This window comes from Saxibacter everestensis, from assembly GCF_025787225.1.
In the GTDB taxonomy this organism is placed as follows: domain Bacteria; phylum Actinomycetota; class Actinomycetes; order Actinomycetales; family Brevibacteriaceae; genus Saxibacter; species Saxibacter everestensis.
Genome location: NZ_CP090958.1, coordinates 2,743,388 through 2,767,168, shown reverse-complemented (window position 1 = coordinate 2,767,168; position 23,781 = coordinate 2,743,388). Strand labels below are relative to the sequence as shown.

At 64.6% G+C, this 23,781-nt stretch carries 19 protein-coding genes and 1 tRNA gene; 12 read left to right on the top strand and 8 right to left on the bottom strand.

What is annotated here, in order from left to right:
* The first annotated feature begins 44 nt into the window (after positions 1-44).
* Positions 45-2,897 carry a type I DNA topoisomerase gene (gene topA / locus LWF01_RS13200; RefSeq protein ID WP_349637832.1) on the top strand — a complete coding sequence of 951 codons (2,853 nt, stop codon included), beginning with the start codon at positions 45-47 and terminating at the stop codon, positions 2,895-2,897.
* Between the two features lie 29 nt (positions 2,898-2,926).
* On the opposite strand, the gene LWF01_RS13195 is transcribed toward topA, so the two are convergent.
* Positions 2,927-3,694 carry a lipoate--protein ligase family protein gene (locus LWF01_RS13195; protein WP_432761960.1) on the bottom strand — a complete coding sequence of 256 codons (768 nt, stop codon included), beginning with the start codon at positions 3,692-3,694 and terminating at the stop codon, positions 2,927-2,929.
* 176 nt (positions 3,695-3,870) lie between these two features.
* On the opposite strand from LWF01_RS13195, the gene tmk reads away from it, so the two are divergent.
* The 4 genes from tmk to LWF01_RS13175 all read left to right on the top strand — a co-directional run bounded on the left by tmk (position 3,871) and on the right by LWF01_RS13175 (position 10,291).
* Positions 3,871-6,420 (top strand): dTMP kinase, encoded by a 2,550-nt coding sequence (gene tmk, locus LWF01_RS13190; RefSeq protein WP_349637831.1) that lies wholly within the window; start codon positions 3,871-3,873, stop codon positions 6,418-6,420.
* Entirely contained in the window at positions 6,421-7,566 is a 1,146-nt protein-coding gene (locus tag LWF01_RS13185; RefSeq protein WP_349637830.1) for a DNA polymerase III subunit delta', read from the top strand.
* A gap of 70 nt (positions 7,567-7,636) precedes the next feature.
* Positions 7,637-9,205: an alpha/beta hydrolase gene (locus tag LWF01_RS13180; RefSeq protein ID WP_349637829.1), complete on the top strand. Its 1,569-nt coding sequence runs from the start codon at positions 7,637-7,639 to the stop codon at positions 9,203-9,205.
* On the top strand, positions 9,206-10,291 hold the full coding sequence (locus LWF01_RS13175; RefSeq protein ID WP_349637828.1) for a serine hydrolase domain-containing protein: 1,086 nt from the start codon (positions 9,206-9,208) through the stop codon (positions 10,289-10,291). It begins immediately after the preceding gene.
* Between the two features lie 24 nt (positions 10,292-10,315).
* Here LWF01_RS13175 and LWF01_RS13170 read toward each other — a convergent pair whose 3' ends face one another.
* On the bottom strand, positions 10,316-11,197 hold the full coding sequence (locus LWF01_RS13170) for a LysR family transcriptional regulator (RefSeq protein WP_349637827.1): 882 nt from the start codon (positions 11,195-11,197) through the stop codon (positions 10,316-10,318).
* Between the two features lie 98 nt (positions 11,198-11,295).
* Here LWF01_RS13170 and LWF01_RS13165 point away from each other — a divergent pair, with 98 nt between their 5' ends.
* On the top strand, positions 11,296-11,670 hold the full coding sequence (locus LWF01_RS13165) for a YybH family protein (RefSeq protein WP_349637826.1): 375 nt from the start codon (positions 11,296-11,298) through the stop codon (positions 11,668-11,670).
* Positions 11,671-11,702: 32 nt separating this feature from the next.
* Here the strand turns inward: LWF01_RS13165 and LWF01_RS13160 are convergent, their stop codons facing one another.
* The 3 genes from LWF01_RS13160 to LWF01_RS13150 form a co-directional block, all read right to left on the bottom strand.
* The gene (locus LWF01_RS13160; RefSeq protein ID WP_349637825.1) at positions 11,703-12,032 is read right to left on the bottom strand and encodes a type II toxin-antitoxin system PemK/MazF family toxin; all 330 of its coding nucleotides are present in this window, start codon (positions 12,030-12,032) and stop codon (positions 11,703-11,705) included.
* Positions 12,029-12,265, bottom strand: a complete 237-nt coding sequence (locus LWF01_RS13155) for an antitoxin MazE5 (protein WP_349637824.1) — start codon at positions 12,263-12,265, stop codon at positions 12,029-12,031. Before LWF01_RS13155 ends, LWF01_RS13160 begins: the two co-directional genes overlap by 4 nt.
* A gap of 86 nt (positions 12,266-12,351) precedes the next feature.
* Positions 12,352-13,908: an MFS transporter gene (locus LWF01_RS13150; protein WP_349637823.1), complete on the bottom strand. Its 1,557-nt coding sequence runs from the start codon at positions 13,906-13,908 to the stop codon at positions 12,352-12,354.
* A 156-nt stretch (positions 13,909-14,064) separates the two neighbouring features.
* On the opposite strand from LWF01_RS13150, the gene LWF01_RS13145 reads away from it, so the two are divergent.
* The gene (locus LWF01_RS13145; RefSeq protein ID WP_349637822.1) at positions 14,065-14,601 is read left to right on the top strand and encodes a TetR/AcrR family transcriptional regulator; all 537 of its coding nucleotides are present in this window, start codon (positions 14,065-14,067) and stop codon (positions 14,599-14,601) included.
* 105 nt (positions 14,602-14,706) lie between these two features.
* Here the strand turns inward: LWF01_RS13145 and LWF01_RS13140 are convergent, their stop codons facing one another.
* Complete coding sequence (locus LWF01_RS13140) at positions 14,707-15,279, bottom strand: putative immunity protein (RefSeq protein WP_349637821.1); 573 nt, start codon at positions 15,277-15,279, stop codon at positions 14,707-14,709.
* A gap of 51 nt (positions 15,280-15,330) precedes the next feature.
* Entirely contained in the window at positions 15,331-17,022 is a 1,692-nt protein-coding gene (locus LWF01_RS13135) for a bifunctional 3'-5' exonuclease/DNA polymerase (RefSeq protein WP_349637820.1), read from the bottom strand.
* Between the two features lie 118 nt (positions 17,023-17,140).
* Here LWF01_RS13135 and LWF01_RS13130 point away from each other — a divergent pair, with 118 nt between their 5' ends.
* Together LWF01_RS13130 and LWF01_RS13125 are read left to right on the top strand one after the other, a co-directional pair.
* A complete protein-coding gene (locus LWF01_RS13130) occupies positions 17,141-17,521 on the top strand; it encodes a hypothetical protein (RefSeq protein WP_349637819.1) in 381 nt (126 codons plus the stop codon).
* A gap of 143 nt (positions 17,522-17,664) precedes the next feature.
* Positions 17,665-17,737, top strand: a tRNA-Thr gene (locus LWF01_RS13125).
* Positions 17,738-17,886: 149 nt separating this feature from the next.
* Here the strand turns inward: LWF01_RS13125 and LWF01_RS13120 are convergent.
* The gene (locus LWF01_RS13120) at positions 17,887-18,498 is read right to left on the bottom strand and encodes a TetR/AcrR family transcriptional regulator (protein WP_349637818.1); all 612 of its coding nucleotides are present in this window, start codon (positions 18,496-18,498) and stop codon (positions 17,887-17,889) included.
* A gap of 226 nt (positions 18,499-18,724) precedes the next feature.
* Between LWF01_RS13120 and LWF01_RS13115 the strand changes: the two genes are divergently transcribed.
* From LWF01_RS13115 to LWF01_RS13105, 3 genes are read left to right on the top strand one after another with little or no spacing between them, the layout of a single operon-like run.
* Positions 18,725-20,236 carry an APC family permease gene (locus LWF01_RS13115; protein WP_349637817.1) on the top strand — a complete coding sequence of 504 codons (1,512 nt, stop codon included), beginning with the start codon at positions 18,725-18,727 and terminating at the stop codon, positions 20,234-20,236.
* Entirely contained in the window at positions 20,233-22,221 is a 1,989-nt protein-coding gene (locus tag LWF01_RS13110) for a primary-amine oxidase (RefSeq protein WP_349637816.1), read from the top strand. The genes LWF01_RS13115 and LWF01_RS13110 overlap by 4 nt, the downstream gene beginning before the upstream one ends.
* The gene (locus LWF01_RS13105) at positions 22,214-23,761 is read left to right on the top strand and encodes an aldehyde dehydrogenase family protein (protein ID WP_349637815.1); all 1,548 of its coding nucleotides are present in this window, start codon (positions 22,214-22,216) and stop codon (positions 23,759-23,761) included. The genes LWF01_RS13110 and LWF01_RS13105 overlap by 8 nt, the downstream gene beginning before the upstream one ends.
* The last annotated feature ends 20 nt before the right edge of the window (positions 23,762-23,781 follow it).

The following is a 23,781-nucleotide window of genomic DNA, read 5'->3' as shown; positions in this document are numbered from 1 at the left end:
CCCCACACCGGTTTCGCCGTGAGGCGTGACCAACGAAAGGAAAGATGACTGTGTCCCGGACCGCAAGTGCGAGTTCGCCGCGTCGACTCGTCATTGTCGAGTCACCGACGAAGGCACGGACGATTGTCGGTTACCTGGGTGAAGGTTTCGATGTTGAAGCCTCGGTTGGCCACATCCGTGACCTGCCCCAGCCATCTGAGCTGCCCGCGGAACTCAAAAAAGGTCCGTTCGGCAAGTTCGCCGTCGACGTCGATAACGGCTTCGAGCCCTATTATCGGGTGACGCCGGACAAGAAGAAAAAGGTCACCGAGCTCAAGAAGCTGCTCAAGGATGCCGACGAGCTATACCTCGCAACCGATGAGGACCGCGAGGGAGAGGCGATCGCATGGCACCTGCTGGAGGTGCTCAAGCCGAAGATCCCGGTCAAGCGGATGGTCTTTCACGAGATCACCCCCGAAGCCATCCAAAGGGCGTTGGAAAACACCCGCGACGTCGATGGCGCTCTGGTCGACGCGCAGGAAACCCGCCGCATTCTGGACCGTCTCTACGGTTATGAAGTGTCGCCGGTTCTCTGGCGCAAAGTCCGCGCCGGCCTGTCTGCCGGCCGGGTTCAATCGGTAGCGACGAGGCTTGTCGTCGAACGCGAACGCGAACGGATGGCGTTCCGCTCCGCCTCGTACTGGGACCTGACCGCTAACGTCACCCCGACGACATCACACGAACCGTTTTCCGCCCGCCTGGTCGCGGTCGACGGCGACAAGGTTGCCACCGGCCGCGATTTTGACGACCGCGGCGAGCTGAAGAAGACGTCGAAGGCAGTACAGCTCGACGAGTCGACCGTGCGGTCACTTGCCACGGCGCTGGAATCCGTTCCCGCCGGTACCCTTGCGGTGAAGTCGCTGGAGACCAAGCCTTACACGCGTCGTCCGGCAGCGCCGTTCACCACATCGACGCTGCAGCAGGAAGCTGCGCGCAAGCTGCGATTCTCGGCCCGGCAGACCATGCGGGTGGCTCAGTCGCTGTACGAAAACGGCTTCATTACCTATATGCGTACCGATTCACCCGCGCTGTCGACCCAGGCGATCAGCGCTGCACGTCGGCAGGCAAGTGAGCTGTACGGCCCGGAATTCGTGCCTGAGAAGCCACGCCTCTACAAGGGCAAGGCCAAAGGCGCGCAGGAGGCTCACGAGGCAATCCGGCCGGCCGGTGACTCGTTCCGGACACCGGCGCAGGTCTCCAACGCGCTGCGCGGTGACGAGTTCCGGCTATACGACCTGATCTGGAAGCGGACCGTTGCCTCACAGATGGCCGACGCCAAGGGCTCCACGGCATCCGTCCGGCTGCACACCCCGCTCGACATCGCCGGTAACCGGCGCACTGTCGAATTGGCCGCCTCGGGAACCGTGATCACGTTCCGCGGGTTCATGGCTGCCTACGAAGAGGGTCGCGACGCCGCCCGCTATGAGGATGGCGACAAGGGCGATGCGCGGCTGCCCGAGGTCGCAGAAGGTCAGAAGCTCGACGTGCTCGGCGTCGAAGCCGACGGCCACGAAACCTCGCCTCCGCCCCGCTACACGGAAGCGAGCCTGGTCAAGCAGCTCGAGGAGCTCGGAATCGGACGTCCGTCCACCTATGCGGCAACGATTTCGACAATCATCGACCGCGGCTACGTGACGGTGCGTGGCTCGGCAATGGTGCCGAGCTGGCTTGCCTTCTCCGTTATTCGACTGTTGGAGGAGCACTTCGCCCGGCTGGTCGATTACCAGTTCACTGCGGCGATGGAGAACGACCTCGACCAGATCGCCGTTGGCGCTCGTGACCGGGTCGACTGGCTCAGTCACTTCTACTTCGGCGCCGAGGGGTCCGACATCGTCGGGCTGCGGGAGATCGTCGACGACCTGGGCGATATCGACGCCCGGGAGATCAACTCGATACCGATTGGTGACGACCTGGTGCTTCGGGTTGGCCGATACGGACCCTACATCGAGGTGCCAGGCGCTGACGGAACACCCAAACGCGTCTCGGTCCCCGATGATCTGGCTCCCGATGAGCTGACCGCCGAGAAGGCCCGCGAACTCGTGGAGAACCAGGGTGACGGCGACCGTGAGCTCGGCATCGATCCGTCCAACGGCAAAATGCTGGTCGTGAAGGCGGGGCGCTTCGGCCCCTACGTGACCGAAATCCTTGAAGACGAGGCAGAGGACGCGTCGTCGTCGGCCAACGAGACGGGCGCAACGCCGGGATCGGCTGACGGCAGCGGCTCAACCGGGAACGACTCCGATGGCAAGCCGGCGAAACCAAAGAAGAAGCCGGCAGCCAAGAAGGGACCCAAGCCGCGCACGGCATCACTGTTCAAGTCGATGGATCCGTCCACGGTCACCCTTGAGCAGGCACTACGTTTGCTATCGCTGCCGCGCGTCGTCGGCCAGGAACCGGAGACGGGCACCGAGATCACCGCTCAGAACGGCCGATACGGTCCGTATCTGAAGAAGGGCACGGATTCGCGTTCGTTGACCAGCGAGGATCAGCTTTTCGACATAACGCTCGACGAGGCATTGAAGATCTACGCCGAGCCGAAGCAGCGTGGCCGCACTGCGGCGGCGCCGTTGCGCGAGATCGGCGAGGACCCGGTGTCGCAGAAGCCGATTGTGGTGAAGGACGGCCGATTCGGGCCCTACGTGACGGACGGCGAGACGAACGCAACGTTGCGCAAGGATGACGCGGTGGAGTCCGTGACCCTGGAACGCGCCGCCGAGCTGCTTGCCGAAAAGCGCGCGAAGGGGCCGGCCAAGAAGAAGAAGGCCCCGGCGAAGAAGCCGGCAGCCAAGAAACCAGCGGCGAAGAAGCCAGCAGCTAAGAAACCTGCGGCCAAGAAGACCGCGGCCGCCAAGAAGTAGGTTCGGACAGTCTCTGTGCCGGCGCTCGGCTAAAGGCCGTGCGCCGGTGCAAGCCGTTCGGCGAGCAGGCGGGTTCCCTGATCGATGTGGGCCGTCGTTATCGCGTAGTCACGGCGATAGGCCTCGACCACCGCCGCCTTGACCGCGTCCACCGTGATGCCGGCGGTCAGGTCTTCGGCGGTGCCGGCCGTCTCGGGCTTCCAGGGCAGGCCAAGCCGGGGGTAGACCTCATCCAGCACGACCCGGATCGGCGCGGAATCCTCTACCAGAATCGCCATGGAGAACAGCCACGCTCCTGAGACGATTCGCTGAGCGGTTCCCACCAGTTTGATCCGTCCGCCCCCATTAATGCTGTATTCACCGGGACAGTACTCGCCATCGATCTCGCCGACTCGGGCATCGACGCCCACCGACCTAAGCGCGTCCGCGATCAGATCGCCGAAACCGGCGAATCGCGACTGGGTCTCCGCGATGGCGTTCTGCGAGGCCTCGATGTGATCGACGACCAGCGATCCACGATGGTAGGCGGCAGCCCGGCCGCCGAGGCCCCGGATCACAGGTTCGAAACCATGGCTCCGGGCGGCCTCCACGGCAGCGGGGAAGCCGGGGAGGAATCGGTCGCGCTGGCCGAAGGCGACCGTTGGTTCCGGGCGATAGATGCGCAGTGCGCCAGGGAGTGCACCGCTCTGCGCCCGCTCAAGCAGCGCCCTCGCGTATCCAAGGGCGAGTGGGGCGGGCATCGGCTCGTTTTGCTCGTACAGAGCCAGTGCGCGCCTCTGCTCGGGCTGAGTTGTCATGGAACGATATCGTACCGACTGCTCCGTTGTGTCCGCCGTCCGGCGGTGCTGCCGTACCGACTGCCCCGCCGTCCGGCGGTGCTGTCCGGTTCGCTCGCGGGCAACGTGCCGGTCGGCTCGCCGGTTACCACGAATGGCCGAACCTGACTGTCAGCAGTCGCCGGTAGGCTGGACTGGTGAACATCCCGAGCCGCCGTGATCCGACAAGGCTGTCGATTGGCGTGCTCGAATCTGCCGGTTGGCTGGGCTTGCTGCTCCTGGTCGGCATCGGCTACGTCGTGGGCGGTTCCGTCGGTCTCGGCGCCCCTTCCGACGGCACATTTCCGCCAGCGATAAGCGGCGAAGATATTTCGGTCCGTGCGGGCGCCGGGGCGTTGCTGGCCCTGTTGGTGCTTTACTGCGTTGCCTGGCTGCTGCCGGTCCGGGTCTGGCAGCAGTTGAGTTACCGGCTGGGGCAAGCGGTCCTGATCGCAGGCCTTGCCGGGTTGAGCGCTCTGTCGTTCGTGCTCATCCCGGTTGTTGGCCGGCTCTGGTGGGTCTGGATCGCGGCCCTGCTGCTCGGCGCCACTACCCGAGTCGCTACCCTCGCCGAATCCGAAAGCCCGCAGGCTTGGCACCGCGAGACGACGATCTGGCGTGCCCTCTCGATCGCCGCGACTGTATTGACCGCCGGCGCCCTGACAGCCCAGTTCATGCTCGGGCCCGAAGGTGGATTGCGCTCCGCTACCTGGCTCGGTTACCTCGTCGCCGCAGGCATGCTCACCGGAGCGGTTGCTGCTTTCTATGTTCCATGGCGGGTAAGCAAACCGTCCAGCGGGGCAAGTCGGGTTCACGGCGAGCACCGCCCGCACGCTGGGAGAGTCTCGCCGCCGAAAACCTGGGGTGCGGGCGCGATCCTGGCCCTGCTCGGCGCGACGGCCGTGTTGTCCCAGCCGGTGGTTGCCGAGCTCGGCGGCGGCCAGGCAGGTTTCGGTTTCATCGTGTTGCTGTTGGCACTGGGGATGGGGCTCGGGATCGCGACATCGAGCCGAACACTGCCGGGACTGTCCCGACCCCGGCTCGTCGGACTTGCGCTGGTTGCAGCTGGACTGCTGACCCTGGCGCAGGGAGTAGTCCAGGAACTTACCGCGGTGGCCGTACTTGGAGCGGTCCTTGGCTGGCTGGCCGGAGTAGCGATCGTCGCTCAGCTGGCGCAGACGGACCAGCTGGAGCCGTCGCAGTCCAGCACGCCCGCGCGCGGCCCGTTTTCGCGCCTGCAGGTACATAACTGGAGTGCCGCGGGCGCGGGAGTCGCCCTGCTTATCGCGCTGACCGAACTGTCCGGATCGGCCACGGTCAGCGAGAACGTCACTTGGCAGATCTCTCCGAGCTCAAGCGTGTTCCTGATCCTCGGCGTGGCCGGCGTCGTTGCCGGTATCGCCGCGATCGTCGTGCTCGACCCCCGTCGCCTCCGGGATATGGGCCAGGAAATACGCTCTGCCTGGACCAAACCAGTCGACAGCGAGGCCGACCGGGGCAACCTGGCCGACAGCGAGGCCGGCGGGGGCAACCTCGCTCTCACCATGGCAGAACACCCGGAATCCGGGGGACTCTTTATCGCTTTTGAAGGCGGAGACGGCGCCGGAAAGTCCACCCAGCTCAAAGCCATCGACCGCTGGCTGCGCGAGGATCTCGGCCTCAGCGTCGTATTGACCCGCGAGCCGGGCGGAACACCTGAAGGCGTGCGCCTCCGTGACATCGTGTTGGGCGCGGACGGGGTGGCGCCCCGAGCCGAGGCTCTGCTGTTCGCGGCGGATCGCGGCCATCACGTGAATCGGCTGATCCGGCCCGCGCTTGGCAAGCATTCGGTGGTCCTGACCGACCGCTACATGGACTCGTCGATCGCCTATCAGGGCGCTGGCCGGGATTTCGATGCCGGGGAGATCGCGCAGTTGTCATGGTGGGCGACAGAGGGCCTGCGCCCGGCGTTGACTGTGTTGCTGGATGTCGATCCCGAAGTTGCGCGGGCGCGAAGGGCAGGACGGGGCGCCGAAGACCACCTCGAACGCAAGTCGCCGGATTTTCACTCCCGGGTCCGTGAACGGTTTCTCTCCCTGGCGGATCAGAATCCGGATCGCTATCTGATTCTGGATGCGGGCGAGCCGGCCGAACTGCTCACCGAGCAGATCCAGGCCGCGCTGCTGCCGCTCATCTCTTCCGCCGACCTGGCCGAGGCCGGCGAATCTCTGAGCGCGCCGCCCTCGGAGTCTATGCCCGGCCGCGGCGGCCAGGTTGTGCCGCGTCCCGCGGAATTCCCTGTGGCGTCCGCGCCGAACCCGGCATCGCCGCGCCCGGGGGTGTCTCCGACGAGTGCACCGGCACGGCCCGCTTCAGGTTCGGAACCGAACGGAGCGCCGGCACGGCCAGCGGCACCGGTGCGGCCCCCCGCGGGCACCACGGCGGGGCCTGAGACGGAGGTCTTCGAGCAGGTGCGGCCCCCCGCGGGTGTCATGGCGGGGCCTGAGACGGAGGTCTTCGAGCAGGTTGGACCACTTGTCGAGCCAACGTTCGACAACAACGAGACCCAGGTAATCCCCACCATTCCGGATTCCGGCCCCGCGGCGGTATCGACCGAACCCGTCGAGATCCTTGATGCCCTGAGCATGCAGAGGGCGCGGCTGAGTGCCCAGGCCGAAGCCGAGCGAGCCGCCCGACAGCAACGTAGAAACACGAATCGGGGCCAGTAGATGAGCGTTTGGGACGACCTGGTCGGCCAGGATCGCGTGATCGACACGTTGAAATCAGCTGCTGCGGCCGCCGCACAGGCCACTCCCGGTTCGGCAATGACGCACGCCTGGCTGTTCACCGGCCCCCCGGGGTCGGGCCGGTCCAATGCCGCCCGCGCCTTTGCCGCTGCGCTGCTCTGCGGGGACCACGGAGAGTCGGAAAGCGCGGAACGCGCCACCGTGCTCAGCGGAACGCATGCCGATGTGACCGTCGTTGCGACCGAAAAGGTAACCATCAGCATCGACGAGGTGCGCGGCCTGGTCCAGGAGGCGCAGCGTTCACCGGCGGGCGGCAAGTGGCGAATCATCATCATTGAGGACGCCGATCGCATGGCCGAGCGGACGTCGAACGTCTTGCTGAAGGCGATAGAAGAGCCACCTGCGCGCACCGTGTGGCTGCTCTGCGCCCCGAGTCCGGCCGATGTCGTCACGACTATCCGGTCCCGATGCAGGGCGCTGACCTTGCGAGTGCCGCCGCCCGAGGCTGTTGCCGAGCTCCTGGTCCGGAAGTACGGTGTCGATCCGGGCTTGGCCCGTGAATCGTCGCTCGCCGCGCAGAGCCACATAGGCAGGGCCCGTCGACTGGCAACAGATGAGGTGTCGCGGGGCCATCGCGATTCGAATATCAGGTTGCCCGGAGCGATCGGCAGTGTGGGACAGGCGATTCTTGCCGCTGGTGAACTTGTCGAGCGATCTGCGGCCGAGTCCAAGGCACTCACCGAGGAACGCTCCGCGCAGGAACGTGCGGAACTGTTGCGGTCGCTTGGAGCGGAATCGGGCCAGACCTTGCCGCCGGCGCTGCGGGCTCAGGTGCGTCAGCTCGAAGAGGACCAAAAGCGGAGGGCAACCCGCGCCCAGCGGGACGTGCTCGATAGGGCAATGGTCGATCTGCTGTCTCTGTACCGTGATGTCCTGATGGTGCAACTGGGCGCAGGCGAGGAGCTGATGAATATCGGTTACACCAGCCAGGTGCATGAGATGGCGCGGACATCGACGCCGAATGCCACTCTCGGCCGCTTGGATGCGCTGGCGACGGCGCGCCGGCGATTGAAGACCAACACCTCACCGCTACTCGCGATGGAAGCACTCACCCTGTCGCTCAGATAGTCATTACAGCCGGGCGGCGCTTGCCGAAACCATCGGGGGCCTGCCCACCACGACCAATGAAAGAGACCAGATGAGGATCACCAACCGAGGCAGCACCGAAGCACGCTGGCGTCCGCTGGTTGCGGTCGTGCTCGCAACTGTCCTCATGCTGACGGCCTGCAACCCGTCGGGCGATCGGTCAACCGGCACCGCCCCGCTGGACGGGGCGGGTGCCCAGGGACCCGACGCAACATCCGCGGCGATTCCGCCGGGTGCCGAAGAGATCTACGCCCAGGATGTTTCATGGGCGCCGTGTGACGATGGCTTCGAATGCGCCAAAGTTGCGGTGCCGCTGGACTGGTCAGACCCGGCAGGCAAGTCAATTGAGCTCGCAGTGATCCGGACGGTGCCTGAGTCGGTCTCCAAGGGAACGATCTGGCTCAACCCGGGCGGCCCCGGAGGATCCGGGATCGAGATGGTCCGCGATTCGCTGAGCTACGTCGCAACAGAAGATTTGCTGGCCAATTACTCGATCGCGGGGTTTGACCCCCGTGGAGTCGGGGCGTCGAGCGCGGTCGACTGCCTCAGCGACGCCGATCGGGACAAGATGCGTGAATCCACCGCGAATCCCGAGACGGACGAAGGCCTGGAGCAAATGCGTGCCCAGTACAAGAAGTTCGCAGAGGCCTGCGAGGCGAACACAGGCGAACTTCTTGGTCATGTGGACACCCAGAGCGCAGCCCGGGACCTTGATGTCCTGCGGGAGGTGTCCGGCGACACCAGGCTCAACTACCTGGGCTTCTCCTACGGCACCTTCCTCGGCTCCACCTATGCAACTCTCTTCCCGGAAAAGGTCGGCCGCCTCGTGCTCGACGGCGCACTTGACCCGAGCCTGTCCAACGCGGAGCTTGCCCTCGGCCAGGCGAAGGGATTCGAAGGAGCGCTGCGGGCGTACATCGAGGACTGCCAATCGCGTGAAGGCTGCCCGCTCGGCGGCGACGTCGACGATGGCGTCAAGAAGGTCCAGTCGCTCTTCGACACGGTTGAATCCGCGCCGATGACGGCATCTGACGGCCGGAAGGTCGGGCTGCCGCTGCTGCTGTCCGGTTTCATTCTGCCGTTGTACAACGATCAGAACTGGCCGCTGCTCGGTGAGGCACTGGCACAGGCCTTCGACGGCTCGCCGGACGAGTTCCTGAGACTTGCGGACCTTGGTGCAGACCGCGAGCCGGACGGGACCTACAGCGGCAACGGGGATGAGGCATTCAACGCGATCAACTGTCTTGACTATCCAACGAACTCCGAGACGGACACGATGCGCGCCGAGGCCGAGGAACTGAAAGATGCCGCGCCGACATTCGGCGTTGCGCTCGGTTACGGCGGGGCGGTGTGCGAAAGCTGGCCATATCAGCCGGTGCGAACACCGGAACCGGCGAATGCACCGGGCGCCGAACCGATTCTGGTGGTGGGCACCACGGGCGATCCTGCCACGCCCTACGAATGGTCGGAGGCGCTCACAGAGCAGCTCGAATCCTCCACGCTTCTTACCTACGAAGGGGAAGGACATACGGCGTATGGGCGTGCCGGTGCCTGCATCAATTCGAAGGTCGATGCCTACTTCATTGAAGGGAAGCTGCCGGCCGCGGGCACGAGGTGCTAGATGCGCAATGTCATTGCCCAAGGCGTAGCCGCAGGTGTGGTCCCAGGCGCTGTCGCGGCTGCGGCTATCGGCGGCAATGAGCTCGAGACGGTGGCAATCGGCGATGCCGTCCAGGCCGACGAGAACGGCTTGTTGCCAGTCGAGCGTCGTCAGGCGGTCACCGTCGGCACTGTTTTCGATCTTGCCTCGCTGACCAAGGTCTTCACCGCGGTAGGACTGCTCACCTTGGTGGACGACGGACTACTGCGGCTGGACGAACCCGTGGCCGGCTGGTTGCCCGAATTCCGGAAGTCGTCGAAAGACCGGATCACACTGCGCCAGTTGCTCGCGCACACCTCGGGACTGCAGCCGGCATGGCGGGGATGGCGGCAGTACCTGGTTAGTGGTTTCGATCGGGACACTCTGATCTCCGATTTGCTGGCAATCGGGCCCGAAGCGCCACCGGGGACCCGCTATGTCTACTCGTGCGTCGGCTATCTGGTGGCAATGGCCTTGGCCGAGCGGGTAACCGGTCAGGGCTGGGACCAGCTATTCACCGACCGGGTACTGAGCCCGCTGTCGTTGGATGGCGTCACGTTCGGCGCTGATCCGGCACTGTGTGCCGCCACCGAATACCAGCCGGATCTCGGCCGGGGCATGGTCTGCGGCGTCGTCCACGACGAAGCTGCCTGGTCGCTCGGCGGGATAAGCGGCAACGCCGGATTGTTCGGCACCGCGGGCGATGTGCTGCGTTTCGCCGAGTCGCTGAGGATGGGGCTGCCTGGCCTGCTCAGCCGCGCAACCTGCGAGGAGCTATGGCGCGACCAGCTGCCGGTAGTGCTCGACAGCTCACGGGTCGAGCCGGCCTACCTGCCGAACTTCGGCCAGGCGATCGGCATGCGAATCGGTCAGCGGGCCTGGATGAGCCAGTCCGGGCGGAATGCGCGCGGCCATACCGGCTTCACCGGCACCTCGATGCTGGTCGATCGGGAGCATGACGTGTCGGTTGTGTTGCTGACGAACCGGATCCACCCGAGCCGGGCGACGCCTCCATTACACCCGCTGCGAGCAGCCGTCGCCGCGGAGGTGTATCGGCTCGCAGGGTAGCCGCGGAGCCTCTTAACCGGCCTCTTATCCGACCATGCGATCGGTCATCGCTTCGATCACCGCGCGAGTGGCTGCGGGTATGGCTTCCTGCCGCTTCCAGACCAGGCCGAGCCGGGCGGTCGCACCTTGAGCACGGATCGGCACGCTCACCAGACCGGAATCGACATCGACCATTGACTCGCTGAGTACCGCAACTCCGAGGCCACGGACCGCCAGCCCGACGATTGCCTCTGGCGAACTAGCCTCCAGGCCGACGCTGCCGCCAAGGCCCGCCGCACGACAGGCGTTGTTATACGCAGTCCGGATCCCGGTGCCCAGTGGCAGCGAGATGACGGACTCCCGGTCGAGCTCACTGAGGCGCACCGATTTCCGGTCAGCGAACGGATGCTGACCGTCGACGGCAACGACGAGAGATTCGTCGATAACCACCGCTACCTCCAGTCCTGGCTTAGGTTGATCCGAGTAGCCGACCAGGGCGACACCGAGATCGCCGGCCATCACTTGGCTTTGCAGCTGATCCGATGGACCCTCGATCAACGACAGGATCAACTGCGGATGTTTGCGGTGGAGATCGGACAAGGCGTCCAGGAATCCGGGAATGGAGCAGCCTGAGACCATGCCGATCGTGACGCTCCCGCGGTGCAGTCCTGCGACTTCGTCAACAGCCTCGCGAATTGCCGAGACGGCGGCGAGGGCGGCGCGAGCGAACGGAAGCACGGCCTCGCCGGCATCTGTCAGCCTGACTGCCCGGCCTGAACGGTCGATCAGTGGCTGGCCGAGTTCCCGCTCAAGCTGTCGCAGTTGAGCGCTGACCCCCGACTGACTGATGTGAAGACTCATTCCGGCCCGGGTGAACGAACCCTGATCGACCACCGCGGTTAAGTATCGAAGCTGGTGCAGTTCCATAAGGAGTGATTCTACAAGTCATTAGTATTAGCTGTTTGAGTTATCCCCGAGGCTGCCGGAGACTGGAAATGATCAGCGCTGCCGAGCTAAGGACTGACATGAGTGAAGCCACAGAAACTGCGCGGACCCCGGAAGACATAACCCGGCTTTTCGTTGAACGGTCGAATGCCGGGGATGCCGATGGCGTCGCCGCGCTGTATGAAGAAGATGCCGTGCTGGCGTATCCGCCAGGTCAAACCACCGTGGGCCGGGCGGCAATTCGCGAGCTCTGGGCGTCGGTGCTTGAGCACGCGCCCACCTTTACCGCGGAGCCGCCGTTGCCGACTCTTATCTGCGGAGAGATCGCGCTCACCGCCACACCTCCAAGCGATGGTGCAGGGGCCCGAGCCCAGGTGGTTCGGCGTCAGGCTGATGGTTCCTGGTTGCGAGTTATCGATCAGCCCGAGTTTCGGCCGACCGAATCACTGGTCTGAGGCTCGGGCCCGTGCTTTTCCGACGTTGAGGATCAGTCGGAGCAGCCGACGGCGACTGCAAGTGCGGCGCAGATCTCGCGCATTCGGGTGTCGCGCAAACGTCCTATGCGGGTGACGAGGATAGCGATCGAAACGCTTTCTACCGAGTCGAGGTTCACGGCCGTTTGACGGGGCACGGGGTCGTCGCCGGGCTCGAGTACCACTTCGCTGACTAGCCCTCGAATCGTCGTTGTGCACGGCGCGACAAGCGCGCGGCGATGTCGCGGGATCACTGCGTCACGAGACAGCACGACGACCGGCCGACGACCGATCTCGGCCGTCTCGCACCACCACACCTCCCCGCGTGCGGGGGCCGTGTTCACGACGCTGCCGCAGCCCGTCGGAACGACGCGAGGTCGCCCCATTCGTCCGGCTCGTCGAGCGGGTGCTCATCATAGGCAGCGTAACTGGCGTCCACCTCGGCGGAACGGTAGCGAGCCAGCAGTGCAGCGAGAGCTTCGTCCACGAGAGAAGCGTCAGTGCTCCCCGACCGCACATTCCGCGCTTGTTGGAGCAGAGACGCGTCGACTGTCGTGCTCAGACGTATGCGATTCATGCCACCATTATGCCACGCTCCAAACAATCCGGCGGGGAGTTGCTCATTGTTGATCAAGCATCGGTTTTGAACGTCGAGCCCGACGGTCAGTCCCGCTCTGCCAGCGCCCGAGCCTTGTGCGAGCCGAGAACCACCAGCGAGCCGATGGCACCGGCCAGCACGATAACCGCGGCGATCGCGCTGGTCACGTGGATGGCCGAAGTGAACGCCGACGACACGGCGTCGATGACGGCGTCGCCCAGCCGGCTCGGCAGCGTCTCGGCTGCCGAAAGGCCGGCGCCCAGCGTTTCATGCGCCGCCTGGCGGACGTCATCCGGCGTTCCTTGCGGGAATCGCAGTCGGCTCGCATAGCTGGCCGCCATTATCGACCCCATGATGGCGACGCCCAGGGCGGCACCCATCTCGTAGGCCGTTTCAGAAATCGCGGAAGCTGCCCCAGCGCGATTGGCGGGCACCGCCGACATGATGGCGTCGTTAGTCAGCGTCTCGGCGAGGCCGATGCCGGCTCCGATCAGCAGCAGGCCGCCGCCAACGACAGCGACATCGTGTCCGCTGCCGAGGAATACCATCAGAACGTAGCCAATCGTGGCCAGGAACATGCCGGCCGAAATGGAGACTGCCAGGGAGAACTTCCGGGCGATGAGCACAGCCACCAGCGACATGATGACGGATGCGGCCATTGCCGGCAGTAGCCAGAGGGCCGAAGTCAGTGCATCGAGGCCGAGCACACCCTGCAGGTACTGAGTGGCAAAAAACAGCGAACTGACCAGGGCGAAAACCGACAGCAGGTTGACGCAGACAGCAGTGGAAAAGACCCTGTTGGTGAACAGTGAGACGTCGATCATCGGACTGCTGAGCCACAATTGCCGGCGGACGAACCAGATGCCGATGGCAATGCCCGCGATCAGGCAGGCCGCCGTCACAACATCGAAACCGTCGTGGGACAACCGCTTGATGCCGTAGACGAAGGGCAGGATCGACCCCAGGGTCAGCGCGACGCTGAGCAGGTCGTACTTCCCAGGATTACTGGTACGTGACTCCGGCACGACGAACGGGGCAAGGATGAGCAGCACGACCATGATTGGCAGGTTGATCAGGAAGACCGAACCCCACGAGAAATGGTTGAGCAGCAGGCCGCCGACGATCGGGCCGAGCGCCGCGCCACCGGAAGCAGCCGCAGCCCAGACCGCTATGGCCAGCCGCCGCTGTTGCCGGTCGGTGAACACATTGCGGATGAGCGACAGAGTTGACGGCATCAGGGTTGCGCCCGAGATGCCCATCAGGGCCCGAGCCGCTATCAGCAATTCGGCGCTGGGTGCGAACGCCGCGATCGCAGAGGTCACCCCGAAGCCGGTTGCGCCGATCAGCAGCAGCTTTCGCCGGCCGATTCGGTCGCCAAGCGTGCCCATGGTGATCAGAAGGCCGGCCAGGATGAACGAGTAGATATCGACGATCCAGAGCAGCTGTGTGCTGCTCGGCTTCAGGTCGGCGCTGAGTGCCGGGACGGCGAAGCCGAGCACCGTTGAATCGATGGCGATGATCAGCACCGGCAGGGTCAGTGCCGCCAATGCCAGCCACTGGCGGAAATTTAGCGGAGTCGTGTGCGCGGATTTGGTACGCAGCGCAGGGGTCGCGGTCGACATTTTGTCACCTCGGCGCAGAGTGCTGAACCGAGTTCCTTTCATTGAGTGAGCGGGCGTGAGCCTTTATCTAGAGACCGATTTACGAACTAAACCGTCCAGACGGTACAGTAGCATGAGAATGAGGTTCTGCACCAGCCGGACGGTAGGGTATTGGACGTGACAGCGCAACAAACTCGTGAAAAAATTCTTGACGCACTGGAGAAGGTGCTGGTTCAGGACGGACCGCAGGCGGTGACACTTGAAGCCGTGGCAAAGTCCGCAGGCGTCTCCAAGGGCGGCCTGCTGTATCACTTCGGCAGTAAACAGGAGCTGATCGGCGGACTCGTCGACCGGTTAGCCGAGGTGACCGATAAAGAGATTGCCGAGGCCAGGACCGGGCAGCAGAGCGTGGCCCGATGGTTCCTCGAAACCTCGGTTCCCGGTCCTGAGGACGAGATGAGCCTCTACTGGTCAGTGATCGCCGTGCTCAGAACCGCAGACGGGGCGGAGGACTCGGTGTCGAAGCGAATCGAGTCCATCTTCACGCACTGGATCGATGCCCTGCACGACGAGGTGAAGGACCCCGTGCTGGCTGAGACGATCAGACTGGTGGGTGATGGGCTGTTCCTCAGTGCCGTAGCGGGACTGCCGGTGCCCGATGAAGCGTTGATGCGAAAGGTGTTCGATCGACTGTTGTCGCAACTTGAGGCGTAGTGCGGTCCTCCGAGCAAGAGGCATCCCCCACCGCGAGGAGGCGGCAAATCCGCATCGGTAAGAGTCCCGCCATAACTGGTCGTCACGAAGCGCGGATCCCGGATCTCAGGAAGGATCATGGCGCACCTCCGCTGACTCGCGCAGGGAGTGGTCGAGGGCATTCATCAGTTGCGCAACGCGGTTCTTAGCCGCAGCGGCCGTGGGGTAGCGACGTAGTACGTCGATAAGCACCGGAGTCGCGCGCTGCCGGGACTGCTCCAGCTGGGCGTGCCCGACTGTGGGGTCACCGCCTGCTTCCAGCTCCGAGATGCGCGCGACACTCGCGGCGGCGCGCAGGATGTGGCCGACTTGACCGGCCTGGGCGATGGGGTGCAGGTACGCAGCCGAGGCGGCATCACCGGCGGATCGCGCGGCCAGCCGTGCGGCTTCAGAGAGTGCGGACCGAGCGGCTCGATGGGCGTCGAGGGAAGCAATGCGCTGCAACGCCGTCCTGTTGGCGCCGTTGATGAACGTCCAGGCCGCATCGATCGCTGCACGGGGGCGCGGATCATCGGGAACGGCCTGCTCGAAGACTGGCAGGACGTCCTCTGCGTGTAGAACGACGTAATGCGCCACGATGCGCAGCTCGTCCGTAGTCAGATCGAAGTCTCCGGACACGGTGTGCGTGCTCTGCCCCATGTCTTTAAGATCCTAGCGTCGAACGTGCGGCCTCGGCCTGGCGTGCAACGACTACTTCGCCTGAGCGTAGTTGTCCACTACGGCGACCTGCAGGGCGAAATCGATCGGGAACGTGCCAAACATCAGCCGCCCGGCGTCCCTCGCGGCGGCCAGTACCGCGGTGTGCACGTCTTCGGCGAGGTCTTCCGGGGTGTGCACCATGACCTCGTCGTGCATGAAGAACACCAGGTGTGGCCGGCCGGAATTCCATGGGGCGGCCAGATCAGCGGTCGGCAGCGAGGCCAGCCGTTGCCGGAGGTTGGCCATCCAGCACAGGGCCCACTCGGCAGCGGAACCCTGGACGATGAAGTTCCGGGTGAACCGGCCGCGCTCGCGTGCCTGGGATCGGGCCCGTCGTTCATCGGCCGGCCCTGCATCCGGATCTGATGCCTTCTGCTGCACCTGATTCCAGCCGCTACCCGGCGGTGGTGAGCTCCGGCCGAGCCAGGTCGAGACGATCCCTCCCCGCTCGCCGGTCTGCGCCGCGGTTTCAACCATGCCGATGGCTGCCGGATATGCCCGCTGGAGTCGCGGCATCAGCTGTGCGCTTTCGCCGGTCGTCGATCCGTAGAGAGCCCCGAGCATCGCCAGTTTCGCGTGCGCGCGGGTGTCGACCACGCCGTTGTCCACGAGCCCCTGATACAGGTCCTTGCCCAGGCTTGCCGATGCCATCGCCGCATCGTGTGACATGGCGGAAAGCACGCGGGGCTCAAGTTGCGCGGCATCTGCCACAACGAGTTTCCAGCCCTGGTCCGCAACAACGGCCGAGCGGATCTGCTTCGGCAATTGCAGGGCGCCACCGCCGCGCGTCGCCCATCGACCGGTGACGACGCCGCCGGGTACATAGTCAGGGTGGAATCGTCCGTCGCGGATCCAGGCATCCATCCAGGCCCAGCCGTTCGCGGTCAACAGCCTGGAGAGCTTCTTGTACTCCAGTAGCGGCGTGGTCACCGGATGTTCCAGTCGCTCCAGCTCCCACTGCCGCGTCGTCGAAACGTCGAGGCCCGCGCGCTTGAGCGCTCGCAGCAGTTCGATGGCGGAATCGGGGTTCAGCCGGGGTGCGTCGAGCAGCGCGCGGATTTGCCGGGCGAGGTGTTCCAACTTCTCCGGTCGGCCGCCGAACTGCGGCCGCGGGCCAAGCGCGAGGGTGAGCTGCTTGTGGTGAACATCGGCGTTGAAGGGCAGTCCGTCGTGCTTCATCTCCACAGCGATCAGTGCTCCGGCCGATTCGGCAGCGAGCAGCAGCTTCAGACGACGGGGGTCTAGCGATTCCTCGATGGCCTCATGTTGCAGCCTGAGTTCTTGCAGCACATCGTCGGAGGTCAACTCGTCAGCCGAGCGGTCGGCATCGAAAAGCGAAAGCTTCTGATCGGCTTCCTCGACCACCACCGGCATATCCCAGCGGCCGTCATCCGCGGTGGCGAGTTTTGACCGTGCCGACAGCTCAGAGCGACGAAGGATCGCATGGGTCAGCCGCAGGTCGATGCACCGATCGATCCTGATTCCGGCCCGCAGCAACATCGGGTACCACTCCGCAGTGTTCGCCCAAACCCAGCGGGCAGCAGCGGGTGCTCGGAGTGCCGTGACGGCGGGCAGCTCGGCAGGATCGAGCTCGGTGGACGCCAGAACCGTAAGCGAGTCGTCGACGTCGAACAGCTGCAGCCGACCGTCTGCTTGCGGGTGCCGGCCCAACACTAGATACACGGAAACCACACTACGGCGCGGCGCAGACAGTGGGGCACGCAGAAGCAGATCGTCCTACCTGACCGGGCGTGAGTAGCCGACGTTCGTGATCCGGCTGGTCAGTGGTACCTTCACAGACGTGCCTATCGATTTTGAATCTGAGCTTTATACCCCGATTTTCCGTATTCGTCTGGTCGCCGACGTCGTCGACGCGCTGCTGGGAATCGAGGACGACGAGGTGCGGGACGCCGTTGCCGCGTGGGTGGATGCGGTGTGGCGCGAGTATGACAAAGCCGCAGAGTTGACCGAGGAGTTGCTGGATTACCTCGAGGACAACTTCGAGTACACCAGCCAGAAGCTGACTCGGGCGCAGCACCGGATCCTGCTCGGCCTGCGTGACGTTTTCCTGATCGATGTCGATGAGAACGAAGACGACTCAGAACGATTCCTGCAGATAGTGAAGTCGCTGGAAACCGACATCGAGGTATTCCACCAGTCGCTGGAGAAGGCTGCCAAGTAGCCCTGACTTGCCGGGTGTGTGTCCTGGCTTGGCTATGAAGGGCCCGATCGCCTTCCCAGCTCTGTTCCGGCGTCATCAGAGCCCGTTTTGACCGACAACAGCGGCTCTTATAGAGTTAGACGCCGTGGGTTCAACGCCCGCATGCCTCCTTAGCTCAGTCGGTAGAGCGTCTCACTCGTAATGAGAAGGTCAACAGTTCGATTCTGTTAGGAGGCTCCGACATTCTGGTAGTCAGATGAACAGTGTGCATGCAGGTCACAGGCTTTTCAGCTTGTGGCCTGCTTCCGTTTGGAATGGCTTGCGGTGTTGTGCGAGGGAGTGAACGTGTCGTTGGTGGCAGCGAGCTGACGACATCCGGGTCATCCTCACCCCACCTCCACCTCGAGCCGGGTGCCGGTGGCGGCTTCGGCATAGCTGATCAGCAGGCCGTAGGCCTCTTCGAGGCTAAGAGACAGCCCACCCAGTAGGTGCAATCCGTATGAGTCCTCGAGCGCGACCAGGTTTCGGGAGATGGTCAGCTCGGGCGCGGCGAGTTCGAAAACACCGTGCTGTGCGCCCATGGTCAGGATCGGCAGGTATAGCGAAACCTCACGGTTGAATAGGTTCGACATGAGCTGGGCGTGAAATTGGTCGCGGCACGCCTGGGCATGCATTTCGCATAACACCCGGTACTCCAGGTCGCCGTCGGCTCGCGGAAGCCCACTGCGCAGCGCACGGACCAGTTTCTGCCGTGGGTCGGCGCACGCCTCGGCCTCCCGCAGTCGCTCCCAGTAGAACCGATCGACAGCGTGCCGGTGTACCTCGCGGACCAGATCGTCCAGCTCACTGAAGTAGTAGCTCACTGAACCGGCGGAAAGACCGGCGCTCTGGGCGACGTCTTTGATCCGCAAACCGGCCAGTCCGCGGGTAGCAATCGCCGTCATCGCGGCGTGAACGATCTGGCTGCGCCGCGCCGTCTGATTCCTCGGTCTAGCCATTGCCACAATTATCGATGACTGCCATCAAAAAATAACGCCCTCTGCTTCTGCGCGAAGTCTTCCCTCGCAGCAGTCTAACGCGCAATTATATGAGCTACGTCTCAAAGAACTGCCAAACGGTGACCTTCTAAGGCGGCAGCGACGCCTACGGAAGCGACGCCTGCGAGGGGCCGAACCGAGAGTTGTCGTCCGTGAGGGTCGGCATCCGAAAGGGGAGTGAGTGGCCATGAGAAGCGACGAATCGACAGTCCTTGCCCAGGAGCAGACCAGGCATCTGAAGAAGACGCTGGGACGCTTCGACATTCTGTTCCTGATCGTGGCCGCCGTCGTCGGCCTGGAAGTTCTCGGGCAGGTGTCGGCCTTCGGCAGGGAAACATTCACCTGGGCACTGATCCTGGCCGTGTTCTTCCTGATTCCGTACGGCCTGATCTTCGCCGAGATAGGCAGCACGTTCGTCGGCGAAGGCGGCGTCTACCTGTGGACCAGGCAAGCATTTGGCCGGCCGGTGGCGGCGCTGACCGCGCTACTCACCTGGGTCACCCAGCCGGTATGGGTGGGTGGCTCGATGGCGTTTCTGGCCGCCGAAAGCTGGGACCATTACATCGCCCCGCTGCCCACCGGCTCCGTGGGTGACTACGTGTTCAAGATCATCTTCATCTGGATCACCGTATTCGCGGCCATCATCTCGCTGAGCAAAGGAAAATGGATCCCCACCATGGGGGCCGTGCTCAAGGTGGCCTTCCTCGGGTTCTTCCTGATCACCACCGTCATTTACGCGTTCACCCACGGCGTCGTCGACTTCAAGTTCGCCGATCTGAGCCCAACCCTCGCCGGCTTGCTCGGAGTGACGCCATTACTGCTCTTTTCCTACCTCGGGTTCGAATCGACCAATAGCGCTTCCGGCGAGATGAAGAACCCGAAGCGCGACGTGCCGATCAGCATCGCCCGCGCCTGTAGCATCGCCGCAGCTTGCTATCTGCTGCCGATTCTGGCAATCCTGCTCGTTGTCCCGGCGGACCAGATCACCGGCATCGGGGGCCTGCTCGAGGCGGTTAACACCGTCTACAGCGTCTACGGAGCGGCAGGACCGGTCATGCTGTTCATCACCGCGGTGATGTTCGTTATCGCGCTGATGAGCCAGGGATCGGCCTGGATGATCATCAGCGATCGGATGCAGGCCATGGCTGCCGCCGACGGCGCGTTCTTCGGCGGCTTCTTCGGCAAGTTTCACGCCGGGCTGGGCACCCCGGTCCGGGTGAACTGCCTCTCCGGCGTTGTGTCCACCGTGTTCATGCTCGTTGCTATGCAGGTGACCGGCTCCAGCGCGTCGGTCTTCGGGGTGGTACTGACGATCTCGATCTCCACATTCCTGCTCAGTTACCTGTTTGTGATCCCGGCCGCCATCCGATTGCGCACCCGCTACCCCGATGTCGAACGTCCCTTCCGGGTCCCGGTCGGTAACGCCGGGTTCCGGGCTATGGGCATCCTCTGCTTCGCCTGGGTTCTGCTTGGATCGTGGGTTGCCGTGTTCCCCGGCACCCTGGAACGCCTATTTGGGCTGGACTACGACTTCCAGGAGATTTGGGGCGTCAGCCAGCCCACCTTCGAGCTATTCACCGTCGGCACCCTGGTCGCGCTGCTGATCCTCGGCCTCGTCGGGTACCTGCTCGGCAAACCGGTCCGGAACCGCCATCCGAAAATCAACGTCAACGACATCGTCGAAAAGGAAGTTTCGTGAGTATCGCCACCGACCCCAAGACCGCCGCCACTACTCATCCGCTCAGCCGGCTGACCGCGGACGAACTCACCGCGAATCGGGAGGTAGTGGAGCAGGCCGGCCTGCTCAACGCCGGCACCCGGTTCATGCTTGTCAGTCTGGCGGAACCGGCGAAACCCGCCGTCCTCGGCTTCGACAACTCCGACGACAAACCACTGATCGACCGGCGGGTCGGCACCGTCCTGATGGACCGCGGCACGGGTGAGGTCACCGAGGTCATCGTGTCACTGACCGAACGGCGTTTGGTCAGCACCCGCACGGTGGATGTGACCGCGGAGGGCCAACCGCCGATCATCGCCGAGGAGTTCGAGCTGGTGGAGCGGCTGCTGCGCCAGGACCCGGGCTGGGTGGCGGCGATGGAACGTCGCGGCATCACCGACGTCTCACTGGTGCGGATCTCAGCGTTGAGCGCGGGCTGTTTCGACATCCCCGGTGAGGAGGGACGGCGGATCACCCGGTGTCTGTCCTTCCTGCAGCTTGACGATGACGACAATGCGTGGGCGCACCCGATCGACGGCGTGGTGGCCTACCTGGACCTGATCACCGGAGAGGTGATCGACCTGATCGACGACGGCGTCTTCGACCTGCCACAGCGCAGCTATAACTTCCACAAGGACGCCGGGCTGCCGGAGCCGCGCACCACCCAGAAACCAATCGAGATCACTCAGCCTGAGGGCCCGAGCTTCACCGTCGATGACGACGTGGTCAGCTGGGAGAACTGGCGCTTCCGGATCGGCTTCGACCCGGTGGAAGGCCTCGTACTGCACCAGATCGGCTTCTCGGACGGTGACCGGGTGCGGCCGATCATCTACCGGGCCTCGATCGCCGAGATGGTGGTGCCCTACGGAGACCCGAGCCCTGTGCGGTTCTGGCAGAACTACTTCGACGCCGGCGAGTACTCGCTGGGAAAGGAGGCTAACTCCCTCGAATTGGGCTGCGACTGCCTGGGCGAGATCCGGTACTTCGACGCGGTGCTCGCGGACGACGACGGCAAGCCGCGCACCATCAAGAACGCGATCTGCATGCACGAGGAAGACGATGGCGTGCTGTGGAAGCACAGCGACGAATACACCGGGTCGGTGGACGTGCGTCGCTCCCGTCGGCTGGTGGTCTCGTTCTTCATCACCGTGGGCAACTACGACTACGGTTTCTACTGGTACCTGTACCTGGACGGCGCGATCGAACTTGAATGCAAGGCCACAGGCGTAGTCTTCGCGTCCTCCTACCCGCGTACCGCCGACGGCTCGGAGTACCCGTGGGCCAGCGAGATAGCGCCAGGCGTTGGCGCCCCTTACCACCAGCACCTGTTCTCCGCTCGGCTGGACATGACCGTGGACGGTGAGCACAATGCGGTGGACGAGGTGGAGGCCAAGCGGGTGCCGATCGGCCCGGGCAACCGGTACGGGAATGCCTTCACCCGGCAGCAGACCCGACTGACCACAGAAAGTCAGGCCGCCCGGTTGGCTGACAACTCCCGGGCCAGGGTGTGGCAGATCGTCAACCCGTCGGTGACCAACGCGGTCGGGAAGCCGGTCGCCTACACCCTCTACCCGGAGGGCCAGCCGACGTTGCTGGCCGACGACGACTCGTCGATCGCACGACGGGCCGGCTTCACCACCAGGCACCTCTGGGTGACGCAGTACGCCGAGCATGAGCGATTCCCCTCCGGAACCTACGTCAATCAGAACCCGGGCAACGACACGCTCACCTCCTGGGTGCAGCGGGACCGAAACGTAGACAACGCCGACATCGTGCTCTGGCACACATTCGGTCTGACGCATTTTCCGCGCCCGGAGGACTGGCCGGTGATGCCGGTGGACAAATGCGGCTTCAAGCTCAAGCCGCACGGCTTCTTCGACGAGAACCCGACCCTGGACACCCCGCGGCCAAAGAAGCACTGCGCTGATGAAGGCCGTGCCGACGAAGGAGGGTGTTGCGGTGAGTAACCTCGACGAGCAGCAGCGTGCCGACGTGGTGCCGTCCGGCGGCCCAACGTCATCCGGGGGCGCTCCGAACTGGGCCGAGCTGGCCGGCCGTCTGAACATCGATGGCCGGGCCGTCATCGACGGCGAACGCGCTGACGCTGCCGCGGGCCGCACATTCACCAGCGTGAACCCGGCGACGAACCAGCCGCTTGCCGACGTCGTCTCCGGTAATGCCGACGACGTTGACCGTGCGGTACGCGCCGCTCGACGGGCATTCCAGGATGGCGACTGGAGCCGGTCCGCAGCCGAAGACCGCAAGGCGGTGCTGTGCCGGCTTGCCGACCTGCTTGATGAGCACGGCGACGAGCTGGCGTTACTGGACAGCCTGGAGATGGGCAAGCCGGTCGCCGAGGCCCGCGCCGTCGACGTGCAAGGCACCGCGGCCACCTTCCGGTGGTACGCCGAGGCCATCGACAAGCTCATCGACGAGATCCCCAGCACTCCGCCCGGTTCGGTGGCGATGGTGACCCGGGAGCCGGTCGGCGTGGTCGGCGCCATCGTGCCCTGGAACTACCCGCTGGAAATCGCCGGCTGGAAACTCGCTCCCGCGTTGGCACTGGGCAACAGCGTGCTGCTCAAACCCGCCGCCCAGTCATCGCTGTCCGTGCTGCGGTTGGCGGACCTGGCCCTGCAGGCCGGCCTGCCCCGCGGAGTGCTCAACGTGCTGCCCGGTCCCGGCGGCAGCGTCGGCGAGGCCATCGGCCTGCACCCGGACATCGACGCACTTTCCTTCACCGGGTCGACCGCCGTGGCAAAACGCCTGCTGGGCTACGCCGGAGCGTCCAACCTGAAACGGCTGAGTCTGGAAGCCGGTGGCAAGAGCGCCAACCTGGTATTCGCCGATGCCGAGGATCTTGCCGCCGCCGCGACAAAGGCGGCCTTCGGTGCCTTCTATAACCAGGGGGAGGTGTGCTCGGCGAATTCCCGGCTGTTGGTCGAGCGTTCGATCTACCACGACTTCGTGGAACTTCTGATCGAGGCTGCGGGGGACTACCTGCCAGGCGACCCGCTCTCGGCTGCCTCCGGAACCGGCTCCCTGGTCAGCGCTGAGCACGCCGAGGACGTGTGGGCGGCCGTGCAAAAGGGCCGGGTCGACGGCGATCTGCTGCACGGTGGGGACCGACTTGAGATCAACGGCTCCCAGGCTTTCATCACGCCGACCATCGTCGGCGGGCTGCAGGCCAGCCACCAGCTCCTGCAGGAGGAGGTCTTCGGGCCGCTGCTCACCGTGGTGCCCTTTGATGCCGAGGACGAGGCGGTCGGCATCGCCAACTCGACGCCGTACGGCCTGGCCGCCTCGGTATGGACGTCGAACCTCTCGCGGGCGCATCGGGTCGCCGGGCAACTGGTGGCCGGCACCGTATCGGTCAACACTGTCGACGCGCTCGGTGTCACCACCCCGTTCGGCGGGTTCAAGCAGTCCGGCTTCGGGCGAGACCTATCGCTGCACGCTCTGGATAACTACTCCGCAATGAAAACCACCTGGATCCAGTTCGGCTAGTCCCTACCACCCAAGGAGGC

Coding starts and splice junctions, on each gene's coding strand:
- LWF01_RS13150 (WP_349637823.1), bottom strand. CDS start 13,908: ATGTCGACCGCGACCCCTGCGCTGCGTACCAAATCCGCGCACACGACT.
- LWF01_RS13180 (WP_349637829.1), top strand. CDS start 7,637: ATGAGGATCACCAACCGAGGCAGCACCGAAGCACGCTGGCGTCCGCTG.
- LWF01_RS13195 (WP_432761960.1), bottom strand. CDS start 3,694: ATGACAACTCAGCCCGAGCAGAGGCGCGCACTGGCTCTGTACGAGCAA.
- LWF01_RS13185 (WP_349637830.1), top strand. CDS start 6,421: ATGAGCGTTTGGGACGACCTGGTCGGCCAGGATCGCGTGATCGACACG.
- LWF01_RS13155 (WP_349637824.1), bottom strand. CDS start 12,265: ATGAATCGCATACGTCTGAGCACGACAGTCGACGCGTCTCTGCTCCAA.
- topA (WP_349637832.1), top strand. CDS start 45: ATGACTGTGTCCCGGACCGCAAGTGCGAGTTCGCCGCGTCGACTCGTC.
- LWF01_RS13120 (WP_349637818.1), bottom strand. CDS start 18,498: ATGGCTAGACCGAGGAATCAGACGGCGCGGCGCAGCCAGATCGTTCAC.
- LWF01_RS13165 (WP_349637826.1), top strand. CDS start 11,296: ATGAGTGAAGCCACAGAAACTGCGCGGACCCCGGAAGACATAACCCGG.
- LWF01_RS13140 (WP_349637821.1), bottom strand. CDS start 15,279: ATGGGGCAGAGCACGCACACCGTGTCCGGAGACTTCGATCTGACTACG.
- LWF01_RS13115 (WP_349637817.1), top strand. CDS start 18,725: ATGAGAAGCGACGAATCGACAGTCCTTGCCCAGGAGCAGACCAGGCAT.
- LWF01_RS13175 (WP_349637828.1), top strand. CDS start 9,206: ATGCGCAATGTCATTGCCCAAGGCGTAGCCGCAGGTGTGGTCCCAGGC.
- LWF01_RS13170 (WP_349637827.1), bottom strand. CDS start 11,197: ATGGAACTGCACCAGCTTCGATACTTAACCGCGGTGGTCGATCAGGGT.